This is a genomic window from Streptococcus sanguinis (assembly GCF_019928825.1).
Classification (GTDB): Bacteria; Bacillota; Bacilli; order Lactobacillales; family Streptococcaceae; genus Streptococcus; species Streptococcus sanguinis_L.
Genome location: NZ_JAHZOP010000004.1, coordinates 113,959 through 126,966, shown reverse-complemented (window position 1 = coordinate 126,966; position 13,008 = coordinate 113,959). Strand labels below are relative to the sequence as shown.

Here is a 13,008-nt window from a genome sequence, read left to right as displayed (position 1 = left end):
TCCTCTTTTCTTTATTTTGGTTTTATACGCTATCGAAGCCAGCGAATAAGGCTTTATCTTCTGCCGATAATTCTGCGCCAGGATCTGCAGGTGGATTTCCACCAGCTGAAAAGCGCGGTTGCGGCTTTGCTTGCTCTTGTCCTTGTTGGAACAAGTAAGGGCTAGACTCTTTAAGACCGTTGATAGTTTCTTCTAGGACTGGTTTCCCGTCCTCGCCTAGTTCAATCTTGTCTAGGTCAATAAACTTCATGAGGTCCTCAGAGTTGTAAGCTCCTACATCTTTCAAAGCAAGGGCTACAGCATTGGTCTTTTGCAACTGTGCAAGATTAGCCTCGCTGTCCGTCTTGTAGGTTTCAAATTGAGCCTGTAGGTCTGCTAGCTGCTTCTTAGCTTCCTCACTCGCTCCCTCTTTGTCCTGTAAGTCCTTGATAGCTTGGTCTCGTTGCTCAAGTTGCTGTTTGTAACTGTCAATCTCTGCCTGCAATCCGGACTTCGCTGACTCAATCCCTGACCCGTACGCTGCCATGATTTTATCAAGCTGCTCTTTGTCCTCAATACCGGCTTCGACTAACATTTCTCGTTTTAAACTCATGTCTAAAACTCCTCCTTTTTTACGTCACATGGACGAATTCAGACAGTTTTACGCCATGCTCCAGGGCAAGAAAAAAGACCGGCAAAGCCAGTCTTAATTTTTAAACGTTAGAAAAGCGCCTAGATTTAACTATGCGCCAGTTATTACTTGGATTGACGAGATATCTCTCTCATATAGAGAAACCTCGGTCGGGCTGTCAGGATTTAATCCGTCAATGAGGATAGTGATTTCATCTTGCTCGTCGTTATCTATTTCATCGACAAAATCCGTAACAAGTCCGCTAATGACATTGCCATTAATATCAACTACGCGAACTTTTGAGCGTAGATAATTCCATAACTTCTTACTCATTTTCGTTTCCCTTTCCCTTTGATAGTTGGTACGATATGCGCACCGGTTTTACTGTAATGAATGCGGAAATCAGTAACATCTTCGATAACTTGCCCAGTTTTAGGGTCTATATAAGTTCCGATAGGTTTGTTTTGTGAGATGATTTCCTGCATTTTATCTGTTTTTGGATTGTACTTAAATTGTCCAGTTCCAGCATAGCGATCCACTAATTTCTGGCATTCTTCTTTTGTGATTGTCAGATAACTTGGCATGTTCTTTCCTTTGGCCAGGTTAGAATTTAGATAATCTTCATACCCTCTAGTCCCTTTAACATGCCGCTCAAAATGCTCGTTGTTAATTTCTGTCTTAATTATACCACTTTCAACAGCAAAATTGAACTTTTTCTGCATTTCTTTTTGCTCTGATCTGCGCTTTTCGAGCTTGGCTAGATTTTCCCTAAGCTTAACCTCTTTCTTGGCCTGTGTGTAGGGGTCGCTGTAGTACTTTTCCCGACTGTAATCCCGATGTAAGAATGGCTTATCTTTCAGGTATTGCCTCATGGCTCCCTGCTGGATTTGTACTTTGTTTTTGTAGCGATTTATAAGCTCCGGGTCACCCAGCTTTTCGGCGACGTGCAGCTTTTCCTTGTTGTTCCGAATAGAACGCTCTAGGGCTCTCTGCTTTGCTTCTGCATTGGCGTTTTCTATCGCCTGCTCAGGCGTGATATCCTTTACATCTGGCCCAAGTTCAGGCTTGTAGTTAGCTCCAACTACAAAAGGTGTCATGACATGGCTACAGTTGACGCCTCGGCATCCTCCTGGACTTCCGTAACCGTAGTCATCCAGAGCCAAAATTTTCTCACCATGCTCCGTCCGAGCTTTTCCAGTGGTAACTATCCTGTGCTGTAGAGGAGCACACATTTCTCGGGCCGCTGGCTTTTGTGAGTAGTAAAAAGTATCTATCCCGAGTTCCTCAGCTGGTGCTGTTCTGGCCTCGTTGTATGTCCTCCAGGCGGTGGATTTAATCAGGTTCCTGGCATAAGTATCTGCTTTCCAGCGTTTCCCTGAGCTATCTGTAAAGCCATAAAAGCCTTTGTCAGCCCATTTCATGACAGTGTCTGATATGGCCTTGTCAGCGGTCTTTAAACCTGTTATAACAGCCGCCGCGGACTCCTCAACTATGGATTGATAGACACTTCGGACACTGGCCGGCAGGGTTGAATTTGTAAGGTTGCTGATGTCGCTCATGGTCTGGCTGACATACGAAGCAAGGAGATCTTGAAGTTCACTATTTACAACACTCCCTGACTTTCCCAGCGTATCTAAGAGTTGTTGCTTGGTGTCTTGGTAGACCCTGTATCCCTCGCCCTCTATGACATGTCTAAGCTGTTGCTCAGCTATCCCTGACCGCTCAGCAATGAGCTTGACATTGTCATCATTGAGCAAGCCCATCTCTGACATCTTCTCAAGCTGCCAGATGTAGGGGTTCTCCTCAAGACTGACCGTCCCCCTCTCTTTTAATCGATCAATGACCTGGTCAAAGAGGTCTAAGGTTAGCTGGTGGTAGATGTCCGCTGCTTGACTAGCCTCTAGCAAGAGCTGTTCATCATTCAGTTTGATTGGCTTCTTCTTGCTTTTGGCCATGTTGTTTATTCTCCGTAAATGTCAATGTCTTCTTGAGTTCTGGCCTGACTACTGGCCGCCAGAGCTTCGTTTTGGATAGCTACAATCATCTTCTTAGCTTCTTCTTCCGATACTCCCAGCGCTTTCTGGATAGCATATTCACGGCTTACAAGTCCGCTTGCCAGCGCCTTGGTGTAGTATTCCAGCTCATTGTTTTTGTCCGTAAATACGCCGTCGTCAAGATTGACTGTAATATTGGCCATCTCCGGGACTTCTCCATGATAGAGGTTATAAAGCTTGCCTATTTCACATATTGAGATGATTAACTCTTTGATTGATTGCTCTACCAGGCTCACAATACTGTTGCGCATTTGATAAGTATCCGAGTTCTCTGAGACTACTTCTGTGGCCGTCTTCAAGCTCTGGCCGTCAAAGGTAAACATCCCTGCAGATACTCCTAGAAGCATCTCAAAAAGGCTCAGCCCCTCGTTAATAGTCTTGATATAGTCTTCAGCTCTGATAGGAGTCGTTAGATCTGTGAGCTGACCTCCATCCATATCGCTTGTCGAAAGTCTCAGATAGACATTCTGTTCGCTGTCAAATCTTTGGACAGTACGAACGTCACCATCTGTTGAAACCATCCTTGTCTCAGTTAGATTTTCAGGCACTGCTACCCTGCGTTGCCCCATCTTGACTTCCCATTTAAATTCATCGTAAGTGGTATTGATAAAGTCGATGGTGCTCTTAGCATTGTCAAAGATAGACAGACCGAGGGGCGAATTGATGTCCTTGTTATTCATCCCTGGTGGTTTTAGGTAAGTAAAGAGCGGGCGAGATAACCCGTCAAGTTCTACCGTTTCTTCAAGGTCCTCGTAAAGTTCGGCCAAAGCCACACGATCGCCAACCTTATCAACATCCTTTGACTTGTAAAGTTCGTTCGTGACAATATACTTTCCATCCTTTGCCCATTCGTGAAACTCAATCAACGTGTAATACACATTTCTCTTGTCTTCAGACTTTACCGTCTTGGTCACGATAGCGGCGCTTGATACATCCTGAGTATTGGATTGTAAAGGCAAGAACACCGGCGCTTGCACGAATGACACCCGCACTCGTTCGTTATCCACATAAGGCCGCATAGCAAGACCTCCAAGAGCTAAACAACTCTCAAGGTACCGTTCAAAGTTCTTGTTAAAGCGGTCATTTGTCAGTGTCTTCTGGACGAATTTGTTAGCAATATCGTCATCTAGTTTGATTTCTGCCTGCTCGTTAAATACCAGGCTCGCAATCTTCTTAGCTGCTGTTCGTGCAATCGGTAAATGATTGGCTTTCCTACGCTTCCTGATTCCATCTGTATTTAGATATTCAACCTTAGGCCACTTGCTTTGAAAATACCTCAGATTATCGTTAATGCGTCGATATTCTGCGCTAGTGACAGCGATTTTTGGGTGGTCTGTAATGCTTGTCAGACTGTCTGTCGTCATTGCGTACTGTCCTCTCTTAAATAGATTTCTAATAGTCTGTATGATGCCCATTTACTGGCTCCTTGTTGCTAAAAATTGGCGTATCGTGTATAGAACACGTTCACGCTATATCTACATTCATCCATTGCGTGGTTATCTTTATCAATGGGCCTGCCGTTATCATCTCGGCTGTAAAGACCGATTTCTTTCAAAAAGTGATAATGATCGTACTCCTCTTCAGAGTGATTGATAAGCAAGAACTGGCCAGATGAGATAATATTTTGACCACGTTCAATCCCTACCTCAATACCTTTCGCTTTGCTGCTGACGTCATGAGCGTTGTTCATGGCTCCTCTGGTCTGTATTCCAAGTTTATGTAGCTCTTCTCTCAGAGACCTACAAGCCGGGTCAATCCAGACATCTGTATAGCGCATCTGGTACTTGCTAACACACCACTGAATAAATGCTTTGAGCTCGACTGCATAAGTGGACATTGCTTTAACCTGTCCTGTATCCGCTCCGCTATGGTAGTAATGAGCAACACGGTTGAGACGGAAGAAAGTCTTGTCATCTTCTCTGTGTCTTGTTACGATATTGCAGCTCATGGATGTCGCATCTGATTGGCCACCATCACCGCAGAAATACATCTCTACAGGCTGTCCGGTCAATATATCGCTGATATTCTTCTCGAGGTCAAACAGGCCATATATGACGCCTTGAGGCATGACACGTTGGCCGAGTACATCCCGCTTATAGAGATAAGGGTTTTTCTTCAGCGATTGAATGATGGACTGCTTCCGCTCATCAGAAAGAATAGGATTGTCATCCATAGTCCAATGCGTCCAGCGTGTGTTTTGCACGTCGAAAACATCCTTGATGACCGGGTGCTGAGGTGCTGGAGGGTTGAGGTCTGCTAGATGATAGCGTAGCTTAGCCGCCCAGGTACGCCGCAGCGCTTCCTGAATAAAATCCATGTGCAAGAGATTGATCTCACAAAAAACCACAGATCCTAGTGACATACCAGTAATAGCTCCAACGCTGTTTACCTTGCCGCCGCCTTTGTAATAGACCCGTTTCTGCCCGTTTGGCGTGTCGATAAGCAAGTGATCGCCATGCTCGTCGTGCTTGATTTTACAAGCGCCGTCGAAGATGTGCATTAGACCTGTGCCATCACCATCGATAAATAGACGGTAAGCTTGCTCTTGGTTATAGGCTGCTATAAGGTGATTTTCGTCCGGAGACTCAATCAGGTACCTGGCGTATCGAAAGTGGCCAGCCGTAGTCTTGCCACTTCGGGGGGTGCCTTCGTTGACCTCTAGCTCATAATTAAAAGGCCGCTTGATGATATCTAGCTGCTTCTTAGAAAAGGTTATATCCAAAGCTAGTCACCGCCTTTCACGGCTTCCAAAAGGGCCGTCATGAGACTTGTATCAGACTTAGAGCCTTGGCCACTCTCAATCTTAATCTTAAGCAGCTCGATTTCTTTCCTCAGCTTCTCGTCTGTCAGCTCTAGATCCTTCCATGCCATTTCATTCATGCCATCCAGAGCAGAGAGAAAAGCATTGGAATTGGCTTGTCTGATTCCGTCTTGTTCAATGCTTGCTCGAGCTTTGTTTTTTAACCACTCATATTCATTGAAAGCTTGCTCCCTGGACCACAAGGACATGTTAGAGAACTCCTTTAGAAGCTCTCTATACCTTTTCATAACCTTTGCATTTTGCAAGAGGACTACTGCCTTGCTATCCACGCTACTATCTAACCACTTTTTGGCTGATGGATAAGCCTCTCTATATGCCTGTCTCTGAGATAGTCCGGAGATTATACCTTGGACGAACTTCTCTTGCTTAACCGTAAGATTACCCACTCACTGGACTACCTCGCTTTCTTGTGGAATAAAAAAGCAAGGCAATAAATGCCTTGCCTTGCGATATTAAAACATCCTACTCTATCGCCACCAGTAACCCAAGCTGGCAGTTTTTGTCGAAGCTTTTCTAGGCTTTTTACCTAAGGTGTCTTAACTTCAAATCTTGATACTACCATTCTAGCACATCAGAGCCACAGTGCACACTAGATTTATCTAAGTTATTCCAAATTATTCCAGAATTTTATCCAGTTCTTCAATGGCAGTCTTCCGCTGCGAATAGTAAGAACTCTGACTAATGTCTAGCTTATCGCATATATCGAAGACATCTTGCTTGATGATATAAGTCATCCTAAGCACCGTCCTATGTCTTGGATTTTTCAGCTTATTGATCATTCGTCCAAGTTCAATCTTTCGCATGATGATTTTGCTTGTGTCCTGTTCTATGGCTTCCTTCATCACGATAAGCTGGCAGTAGACATCATCAATTTTCCGAGTTGGCCCTCCTTTGATTTTATCAGACTTAAACTTAGGGCTCGAAAGCAAACCAGCTTCAAGCTCGTTGATTTCATCTATCCTGCTCTGAATATCTAAATCTAGACTTTGCAGCTCGTTTAATAATTCTTTAGCCTTACTCACTTTTTGCCTCCCTTTTGTGGTATAATAGGTTTATCGAAAATATACCGAAGGGCTGCAGTGTGTCGGCCTTTTTTATTTAAGTAATTTTGGTGTCATCTGTTTTCTCCTTTTTTGCGTTCCTGAAAATGATATAGGTTGCAATAGCCATCTGAGCTAAGCTTGGAAAAATTCCTACCCATTCATCAAATTCTTTTGATTTCGGCAGCCAATCTTTGGAAGCTCCAAAGTCATAATCTGCGGGCTTTTTATCGGAAAAGATGAAATCAAGCAATCCGAGAAATGTCAATCCGTCGTCTATCATTTCCAAAAAATAATCCACACGTTCCGTAACTGCTTTTGGCAAGTCCGGTTCAGGCGCCTTGATTTCCTCGTTTTCTACAGACCAGCCATAAATTGCGTCAATCATTTCGTGAAGTTTATCTATCATTTCCTTATCGCTCCTTCCACTTGCTCCAGCCTTGTTGTTAGTTCTTTGATTTGATTAAGTTGTCCTTGAGCCGCATAAACAAAGACTAGTAGTGTTGCAATGAGAACTGCCATGGCCAACGTTGTCAATATCCGCAGCCTGGCCACTTCGTGCTCAAGTCTCTCAATTCTTGATTGCTGCATGTTCCAACTCCTTGATTTTCTCTTCTAAATTGCGGATATTCTCACGCATCCGTTCCCTGCGTCTAGTTGCTGCTCCATGGCCAAAAGAGGATATAACTTCTTTTTCCGCCTGTTTGTCTGCTAGTCGATTTCTGCAGCGCTCAAGACTTATTTTGTAAGCCTCTAAATCTGACTTCGTCATACTGTCACCTGCTCAATCTATGACTTTCTAGTCCGTCCTTAAAATCAATCATTTCAACGAAGTAGCGACCAATCATGATTGCGTCTGCTTCGTCGTCCTTGACTTGTTTCTGATAGAGTTGGCTAACTAAGCTGATGGCCTGCTGTTTCAGCTCTTTCTTCCCTCGGCCCTTGATAGCACTGTACTTGCGCCAGGTTGAGACATTGACAAAATAAACATCATCAGCTATCAGTTTCCCTAGAATGATTCCTGTTGCAATACCAATCTTAATGACTGATTGCTGATTGACACCTCCGACATTGTTCTTTTCAATGGCAATTGACTCAAAGGGTTTTCCTCGCTCTTTAATTGTCCGCAGCTGGACTTTTCGCAACTCTGAGGCCATAACTAGAGCTCGCTCTAAAAAGCTGCCCTTGGCCTTGATCACCCCGCTTTCTACAAGCTGTGAGCCGTCAAAAACGGCCCAACCTGTAGCGCTCGTGCTTGCGTCAATGGATAGTATTAGACTCATTCCACAACTCCCATCACACCTGTCATTTCAAACAGGTTTTTCTTGTTGTCATTTACGAAGTCAAAAAACTTCATGATTTCTGCAACTTCTTTTTTGTGCGTGTTTGCTTGGCCAGATGATGTAAGAGACAATTTTTGCTTAGGTTTTGCATATAATGCCAGTTCAAAGACAGGCTCAAAGATGTCACCGCTCTCGTCAAGGCTAACGTCTTGGTCTTGATGTGCAAATTCCACTCCAATATCCCAAGGCAGGCTTGTAGTAACTTCGATTGTGCGATTTTGACGCTCAATCAGCGCTTCAATATTTTCTGTAACTTTTATCTTGTGCATATTTTCTCCTTACGCTGCTGTAGTGGTTTTAATTAATTTGACTTGCTGCATCCAGTCTCTGGCTATATCCCAGACCTCGTCAGGGACGCTGTGGTTATATTTCCCTCTGAACTGGACTATATGACCCGCTTTTACTTCTAGAGTGTATAGTGGGCATTCTGGGGCGTTCTCAGCCCTGACAAAAACGATTGTTGTCTGGCCTTTAAAGTGCTTATCGGTATATGAGCTGACGCAGTGGTGAAGTTTCTTGCCTTCGTAGATAAGCTCTGCGACCTTGTCCGGCACATGGAACCTGTACCCACTGACGACCTTGTCCAGTTTCTTACGTCGTTTAAACTCAGTCTCCAGCTTCTTGTCTTCCTCGGCTTTCTTCCGCTTGCGCTCGTCCTCTAAGAATTGATTATAAAGCTCTACTGTGTGTTGGTGCATAGCATTAAAGTCTTTAGGAACAAGCATGGCATCACCCTCAGGCTCAATTCCCATTGCGTCCAGCATTTTTAAGTAGTCCATATACTCTTTAAAATCAAGTTTTTGCTTAATGACCCAATTTTGGAATTTATTGATCCCGACACCTTTCGGTATATGCTTGATATCATGGTAAGTAAGATAAGACTCAATACCTGGCGCAAGTTTGCCGTTTCGTTCTTTAATCCGGCGACTAAGCTCGAACTCAGTGAAACTGCGATTTGAATTTTTGAAAAATTGTTTATTCTTCTGGAGCCATCTGCGGTTTAAGGTTCGCATATCCACGCCTTTTGTATAACCGGTAGATGGTGACCAGTTGTACACATAACCCATGATTTCATTGGCTAATTTGTAAGCATGAATTTTCTGGACAAATTCAATTTCAAATTTGTATTTGTAGAGACGTTCGATTTCCCAGTAGGCAATATCCCCAAATTTCAAATATTTAAGTTCGGATACTTTTTTCAGCTTTTCAATCCAGTTGTTCGGATAGAATTTATTGCCTGTATAATATCCGCCTCCAAAATAATTGGCAAATAGATACGGATAATATTGTCCGGTGTAATCTTGGCCGATTTTCACATGCTTATCATTTTCAAATCGCTCTAAATTTGTAAAATTCCAATCAATGAACTGCTTTCCGTCGACTAATTTTGATCGAAATTCATAAGATTGGATCTCGATGCGCTTCGAGGTGCTGAGAATGATAGAGAAAAAGTAGGTCTTATCGTAAAAAGTAAGCCGAGACGACTTTGTGAGTCGCTTTTCGATACAATAGCCAAGGCCCAAATCTGAAGCGATTATGGTCTTGTCCTTATTACTCCACTTGTATGTTGTGATTTGCGAGTAGCACCAGCTCCAGAAGTCTGCAGGTGGTTTCAATCGTCTGTCAGCTTCTCGCTTGCATTGTTCGTTGATCTTGCTCATGCCAAATCTGCGAAAAGGTCCAACTGCCCTTCGACTACTCCTTTCTCTTTCTTAATCTTCTTCTTGAGTTGCTCAGGCTCTTGAACCTTGACAGCTGTTTGTTGTGGTTTAGGATTAGTGTTAACTTGTTTCTTCCTAGCTTCGACCGGTACTTGGCGCAGTGTAGATACACTGGAATTGCTCAGGAAGTATTCCTTGACCCAGCCATAGACCGTTTCGTCATCAATGCAGGCGACACCATTCTCTGCAAACTTGCGTGCCTTGTTCTTTGCGTAGTCAAGAGAGCATTTAATTGAGTACCCATCTTTCAAGATCCCCTGGAACAAATTCTCGTCTTCTTGGTCGCATATCCAGTTATGAATGCGGTCCATTGCGATATCATGCGGTTTGTTTAACTCCTCCAGCATCTTCGCTAGGGCTTTTTCTTTGATTTCAGTCATATCATTTCTAAAAAAATGCGACTGCCTTTGTGTGAGTTTGGCTAAATACGGGCAGTCGCTCGTCCATTGGTCACATAACCGATTGACGCTTTCTAGTTCGCAGTTTTACAAGGATGCCCGACTTGTTTTATTACTTTTTGCTATTGCGTTCTCCGACTAGGTATCCTAAAAATACCCATAGCAGAGCCATTCCTGCTTCTTTGATAAATTTAATCATTTCACATTTCCACCTTTACTGATTTTGATTTTGGTTCAAACTGCACTCCGTGATCGTTGAGCCATTCTTTAAATTGATCTTTGGTTTCCTTTGCGTTCTCCGCTGGGAAAATCAAATCAACGGTAAATTTAAAACCATATTTTTTACCGACGTCTTCTTGGTTTAAATCGCTGTCAGTAGCTTCTGAGGCGCCATAAAATTGATTGTAAAGTAATTCATCCGCTTCTGATTGCGTATTTCGCCTAGTTTCAGCTTGAGCCCGCCTCATTTCCGCTGCGTCTGCATGCAGGATGTTGATGACATCCAGGGCAGACTTGCCAGCCTTGAGCATGTCAACGTATTTCTGGGGAGCTAGGTTCTTAGCTTCTGCAATAGACGTTATTTCCTCAATGCGCTTTGCTAGTTCTGCCTTTTCCTTAGATCGGTCAGCTAGTTCCTTATCATCAAGAATGGCCTGCAGAACATCTCCTAATGCCGCGCCTTGCTCGTAACGTCTGATATAGACAGCCGGGCCAAAGCCAGCCTTTCCGGCTGCTTCTGAGATTTGTATAAGACCAGTCTCGCGTTGCTGCTTTTTAGTCGCTTCTTCTGCTACCAGGTCGCTGATAATCTTAAGCGTCGCTTGATTAATGCGCACGTTGTCGGCCATAAAGCATTTTTTCTTAGCCAGGTCGTCAAAGTGGATGGCAAAGAGGTTGATATCAAGGTCCGTCTCTTTCTCTGCGATTGCAGCCTCAAAAGCTTCCTTGACTGTCTGTTTGCGATTTTCGGTTTCTTTAGCTTCAAAGTTCTTGATTTGCTCTGCAATATCTTCCTTTAGCGCTTTTACCGGGCCAAGAATGTCTTTGACCCATGCCTTAACCTCGTCAAGCGGATTGCTGTATTCGTCTAGCTTTTCCTTGACTGCTGCTGTGAGTTGGCGCTCTACTCGTCCTAGCTCGTTCTTGACAGCAGTGTCGCCGACAATGGTATCTTCAGTTACGACATAGCCTGCATATTTCTTCTGGTAGGCTGCCAGGGCCTGCTCCAGAACTTCCTTGCCTTCAATTTCAATTTTGGCCGGCGTCAGTTTAAAGTCAAAATTTAAGTCAGTCACCGGAATCAGCTCCAAGCTATCTGTCACATCTTTTGTTTTTGTGGCCATCTAAAACTCCTCTCCCTCCAACAGATCCATTTCTTGGCCTAGCACTTCGCTAGTTTCAGGATCGACTGATGGTGTAGCTTCTGCTTGCTGCTTTGCTTCTCGCTCTGCAACTTCCTGTTTCATCTGTTCGATTTGCTGCTGCTTGCGAGCTAGCACTTCTTCGCGGCTTTCTTGCGGTGTGACATCTTTAATACGGTCAAAAGTCTCCCCGCCGTCATCTTCGGTATACATATTGCCAAGGTCTTCTGGGAATGCTTCACGAAGTGCATTTACTAGAGCTGTTTTCCGTATCATAGTAGCCGGCATTGAGTTCCAAGTGCTCTGGCTTTTGTTGTACTCTTTCATGCTGACATAGACTTCAACCGGCACACGAAAATCTTTTCGATAAACTCTAGCCCATCCACCGACAAGTTCGTCATTAGGCAGAACGAGTGCGCCTTTTCTTTCCTCTTGCAAACCGCTTTCGTTAATTACAACAATTCCAGCTTCAAAGCCTTCAAGCTGCGGATTGCGATTTGCTCGTTTTAGGAAAGCTTCTTTTGATACAATCAAGCTAAACTCTGTTCCGCCGTTCTTTTTACGATAGGCGACAATGTAAACCTCGTTGGCTAACGGATTTAAATCTCGCCCTTTAATGAGCGACAACGCCATCCCAACTTGTTTCGGCGTCAAAAGGTTGTCTGGGTCAAAATACTGTTTGATGTCTTGGGCTGTCCAGTCCATTGTATTGATTGATATATCTCGCTTTGCTTTTTGTGTCGATATTTCATTTGCCATTCTATTTTCTCCTTTTTGTCTGTTTCAAATTCCAATTTTCACGTTTGAGACGCTTGTTTTCTTGGCTAAGTGCCAAGATTCTATCTTGCTGCTCGTTGATAACTTCGCCCAGCTCATGGCCGAGGTGAATATACTCAGAGCGCCATCTATCAATTTCTTTCAGTAGGTATGCTGTCATACTTCGTCCCCCACATACACCCACCTCCCAGAGATATAAACCCAATTGTCGGGATCCGGACGCTCTGGTTTTTCTTCAGGTGGTGTCGTCAGCCACTTGTCATAATCAAACGGTTCGAGCATAGACTCCCTCCTTTAGTGCCTGGTGGAACTTCACCAAGTCGACTGATTCAACTTTTGATACTCGGCGTTGCGAGGTCCTTATTTGACCTTTGTAAGCCTGCAGACCCTCCTGGCGCTCTTCTTCATTCCTTGGCAGATAATAGCCATTGTGCCCGGCTTGTTTGATTGCCACGATAGGAATACCATCTCGATAGATCAATCGCTCGATAGCCTTTTCTACAGATCGCTTGCTCAGACCAAGCATTTGTTCAATTTCCCTCCGTGGTCTCGGCCGATCACTTCCTACAGGAATGGCTTGTAAAATCCGTTTGTGTAATTTATCCATTTTCTTCTCCCTTGTATTTTCGCCAAAGTTTTCCTAACTCCTTAACAAACTTAACCACATCATGTTTCTTATACCATTTCAGGCGTTTGCGCTCGTTAGGCGTGATATGATATAGCAGCGCTGTTTCAAGCTCTGGTATTGTCATGTTTTATCTCCTTTTTGAAAAAATCTAGTCACTATTTCCTCTACTGGCCTTTTGAGAATGTAGGCGCACATGTTAAATGGATTTAGGTGCATGTTCACATGCTCTCTACACATGTCCACAAATTCCACATA

At 43.9% G+C, this 13,008-nt stretch carries 20 protein-coding genes; all 20 read right to left on the bottom strand.

The annotated features are described in order from the left end of the window. Positions 1 to 22: 22 nt before the first annotated feature. Positions 23 to 592 (bottom strand): phage scaffolding protein, encoded by a 570-nt coding sequence (locus K1J09_RS08790; protein WP_223324033.1) that lies wholly within the window; start codon positions 590 to 592, stop codon positions 23 to 25. A 129-nt stretch (positions 593 to 721) separates the two neighbouring features. Then, positions 722 to 943: a hypothetical protein gene (locus K1J09_RS08785; RefSeq protein ID WP_223324034.1), complete on the bottom strand. Its 222-nt coding sequence runs from the start codon at positions 941 to 943 to the stop codon at positions 722 to 724. Further along, on the bottom strand, positions 940 to 2,565 hold the full coding sequence (locus K1J09_RS08780) for a phage minor capsid protein (RefSeq protein ID WP_223324035.1): 1,626 nt from the start codon (positions 2,563 to 2,565) through the stop codon (positions 940 to 942). Before K1J09_RS08780 ends, K1J09_RS08785 begins: the two co-directional genes overlap by 4 nt. Positions 2,566 to 2,570: 5 nt before the next feature. Next, complete coding sequence (locus tag K1J09_RS08775) at positions 2,571 to 4,079, bottom strand: phage portal protein (protein ID WP_223324036.1); 1,509 nt, start codon at positions 4,077 to 4,079, stop codon at positions 2,571 to 2,573. Between the two features lie 17 nt (positions 4,080 to 4,096). After that, a complete protein-coding gene (locus K1J09_RS08770) occupies positions 4,097 to 5,386 on the bottom strand; it encodes a PBSX family phage terminase large subunit (RefSeq protein WP_223324815.1) in 1,290 nt (429 codons plus the stop codon). Between the two features lie 2 nt (positions 5,387 to 5,388). Beyond that, positions 5,389 to 5,871, bottom strand: coding sequence for a terminase small subunit (locus K1J09_RS08765; protein WP_223324037.1), 483 nt, complete (start codon positions 5,869 to 5,871; stop codon positions 5,389 to 5,391). Between the two features lie 228 nt (positions 5,872 to 6,099). Further along, the gene (locus K1J09_RS08760) at positions 6,100 to 6,507 is read right to left on the bottom strand and encodes a DUF1492 domain-containing protein (protein WP_223324038.1); all 408 of its coding nucleotides are present in this window, start codon (positions 6,505 to 6,507) and stop codon (positions 6,100 to 6,102) included. Between the two features lie 76 nt (positions 6,508 to 6,583). Then, positions 6,584 to 6,934 (bottom strand): hypothetical protein, encoded by a 351-nt coding sequence (locus K1J09_RS08755; protein ID WP_223324039.1) that lies wholly within the window; start codon positions 6,932 to 6,934, stop codon positions 6,584 to 6,586. After that, positions 6,931 to 7,116 (bottom strand): hypothetical protein, encoded by a 186-nt coding sequence (locus K1J09_RS08750; RefSeq protein ID WP_223324040.1) that lies wholly within the window; start codon positions 7,114 to 7,116, stop codon positions 6,931 to 6,933. Before K1J09_RS08750 ends, K1J09_RS08755 begins: the two co-directional genes overlap by 4 nt. Then, positions 7,097 to 7,297 carry a hypothetical protein gene (locus K1J09_RS08745; protein ID WP_223324041.1) on the bottom strand — a complete coding sequence of 67 codons (201 nt, stop codon included), beginning with the start codon at positions 7,295 to 7,297 and terminating at the stop codon, positions 7,097 to 7,099. Before K1J09_RS08745 ends, K1J09_RS08750 begins: the two co-directional genes overlap by 20 nt. A gap of 4 nt (positions 7,298 to 7,301) precedes the next feature. After that, positions 7,302 to 7,808: a crossover junction endodeoxyribonuclease RuvC gene (locus K1J09_RS08740; RefSeq protein WP_223324042.1), complete on the bottom strand. Its 507-nt coding sequence runs from the start codon at positions 7,806 to 7,808 to the stop codon at positions 7,302 to 7,304. Continuing rightward, complete coding sequence (locus K1J09_RS08735) at positions 7,805 to 8,137, bottom strand: hypothetical protein (protein WP_223324043.1); 333 nt, start codon at positions 8,135 to 8,137, stop codon at positions 7,805 to 7,807. The genes K1J09_RS08740 and K1J09_RS08735 overlap by 4 nt, the downstream gene beginning before the upstream one ends. 9 nt (positions 8,138 to 8,146) lie before the next feature. After that, positions 8,147 to 9,529, bottom strand: a complete 1,383-nt coding sequence (locus K1J09_RS08730; RefSeq protein ID WP_223324044.1) for a PcfJ domain-containing protein — start codon at positions 9,527 to 9,529, stop codon at positions 8,147 to 8,149. Beyond that, complete coding sequence (locus K1J09_RS08725) at positions 9,526 to 9,969, bottom strand: Cas9 inhibitor AcrIIA9 family protein (protein ID WP_223324045.1); 444 nt, start codon at positions 9,967 to 9,969, stop codon at positions 9,526 to 9,528. The genes K1J09_RS08730 and K1J09_RS08725 overlap by 4 nt, the downstream gene beginning before the upstream one ends. A 218-nt stretch (positions 9,970 to 10,187) precedes the next feature. After that, positions 10,188 to 11,330 (bottom strand): DUF1351 domain-containing protein, encoded by a 1,143-nt coding sequence (locus tag K1J09_RS08720; protein ID WP_223324046.1) that lies wholly within the window; start codon positions 11,328 to 11,330, stop codon positions 10,188 to 10,190. Beyond that, on the bottom strand, positions 11,331 to 12,107 hold the full coding sequence (gene bet, locus K1J09_RS08715) for a phage recombination protein Bet (RefSeq protein WP_223324047.1): 777 nt from the start codon (positions 12,105 to 12,107) through the stop codon (positions 11,331 to 11,333). A gap of 1 nt (position 12,108) precedes the next feature. Beyond that, on the bottom strand, positions 12,109 to 12,285 hold the full coding sequence (locus tag K1J09_RS08710) for a hypothetical protein (protein WP_223324048.1): 177 nt from the start codon (positions 12,283 to 12,285) through the stop codon (positions 12,109 to 12,111). Continuing rightward, the gene (locus tag K1J09_RS11835) at positions 12,282 to 12,407 is read right to left on the bottom strand and encodes a hypothetical protein (RefSeq protein WP_263281547.1); all 126 of its coding nucleotides are present in this window, start codon (positions 12,405 to 12,407) and stop codon (positions 12,282 to 12,284) included. Before K1J09_RS11835 ends, K1J09_RS08710 begins: the two co-directional genes overlap by 4 nt. Next, positions 12,391 to 12,732, bottom strand: coding sequence for a DNA-binding protein (locus tag K1J09_RS08705; protein WP_223324049.1), 342 nt, complete (start codon positions 12,730 to 12,732; stop codon positions 12,391 to 12,393). The genes K1J09_RS11835 and K1J09_RS08705 overlap by 17 nt, the downstream gene beginning before the upstream one ends. Then, on the bottom strand, positions 12,725 to 12,877 hold the full coding sequence (locus K1J09_RS08700) for a hypothetical protein (protein WP_223324050.1): 153 nt from the start codon (positions 12,875 to 12,877) through the stop codon (positions 12,725 to 12,727). The genes K1J09_RS08705 and K1J09_RS08700 overlap by 8 nt, the downstream gene beginning before the upstream one ends. Positions 12,878 to 13,008: the final 131 nt, after the last annotated feature.

What these genes read in the sequence shown, in the direction of transcription:
- K1J09_RS08790 (WP_223324033.1), bottom strand. Translation starts at nt 592, where the DNA reads ATGAGTTTAAAACGAGAAATGTTAGTCGAAGCCGGTATTGAGGACAAA.
- K1J09_RS08785 (WP_223324034.1), bottom strand. Translation starts at nt 943, where the DNA reads ATGAGTAAGAAGTTATGGAATTATCTACGCTCAAAAGTTCGCGTAGTT.
- K1J09_RS08780 (WP_223324035.1), bottom strand. Translation starts at nt 2,565, where the DNA reads ATGGCCAAAAGCAAGAAGAAGCCAATCAAACTGAATGATGAACAGCTC.
- K1J09_RS08775 (WP_223324036.1), bottom strand. Translation starts at nt 4,079, where the DNA reads ATGGGCATCATACAGACTATTAGAAATCTATTTAAGAGAGGACAGTAC.
- K1J09_RS08755 (WP_223324039.1), bottom strand. Translation starts at nt 6,934, where the DNA reads ATGATAGATAAACTTCACGAAATGATTGACGCAATTTATGGCTGGTCT.
- K1J09_RS08750 (WP_223324040.1), bottom strand. Translation starts at nt 7,116, where the DNA reads ATGCAGCAATCAAGAATTGAGAGACTTGAGCACGAAGTGGCCAGGCTG.
- K1J09_RS08745 (WP_223324041.1), bottom strand. Translation starts at nt 7,297, where the DNA reads ATGACGAAGTCAGATTTAGAGGCTTACAAAATAAGTCTTGAGCGCTGC.
- K1J09_RS08740 (WP_223324042.1), bottom strand. Translation starts at nt 7,808, where the DNA reads ATGAGTCTAATACTATCCATTGACGCAAGCACGAGCGCTACAGGTTGG.
- K1J09_RS08735 (WP_223324043.1), bottom strand. Translation starts at nt 8,137, where the DNA reads ATGCACAAGATAAAAGTTACAGAAAATATTGAAGCGCTGATTGAGCGT.
- K1J09_RS08730 (WP_223324044.1), bottom strand. Translation starts at nt 9,529, where the DNA reads ATGAGCAAGATCAACGAACAATGCAAGCGAGAAGCTGACAGACGATTG.
- K1J09_RS08725 (WP_223324045.1), bottom strand. Translation starts at nt 9,969, where the DNA reads ATGACTGAAATCAAAGAAAAAGCCCTAGCGAAGATGCTGGAGGAGTTA.
- K1J09_RS08720 (WP_223324046.1), bottom strand. Translation starts at nt 11,330, where the DNA reads ATGGCCACAAAAACAAAAGATGTGACAGATAGCTTGGAGCTGATTCCG.
- bet (WP_223324047.1), bottom strand. Translation starts at nt 12,107, where the DNA reads ATGGCAAATGAAATATCGACACAAAAAGCAAAGCGAGATATATCAATC.
- K1J09_RS08710 (WP_223324048.1), bottom strand. Translation starts at nt 12,285, where the DNA reads ATGACAGCATACCTACTGAAAGAAATTGATAGATGGCGCTCTGAGTAT.
- K1J09_RS11835 (WP_263281547.1), bottom strand. Translation starts at nt 12,407, where the DNA reads ATGCTCGAACCGTTTGATTATGACAAGTGGCTGACGACACCACCTGAA.
- K1J09_RS08705 (WP_223324049.1), bottom strand. Translation starts at nt 12,732, where the DNA reads ATGGATAAATTACACAAACGGATTTTACAAGCCATTCCTGTAGGAAGT.
- K1J09_RS08700 (WP_223324050.1), bottom strand. Translation starts at nt 12,877, where the DNA reads ATGACAATACCAGAGCTTGAAACAGCGCTGCTATATCATATCACGCCT.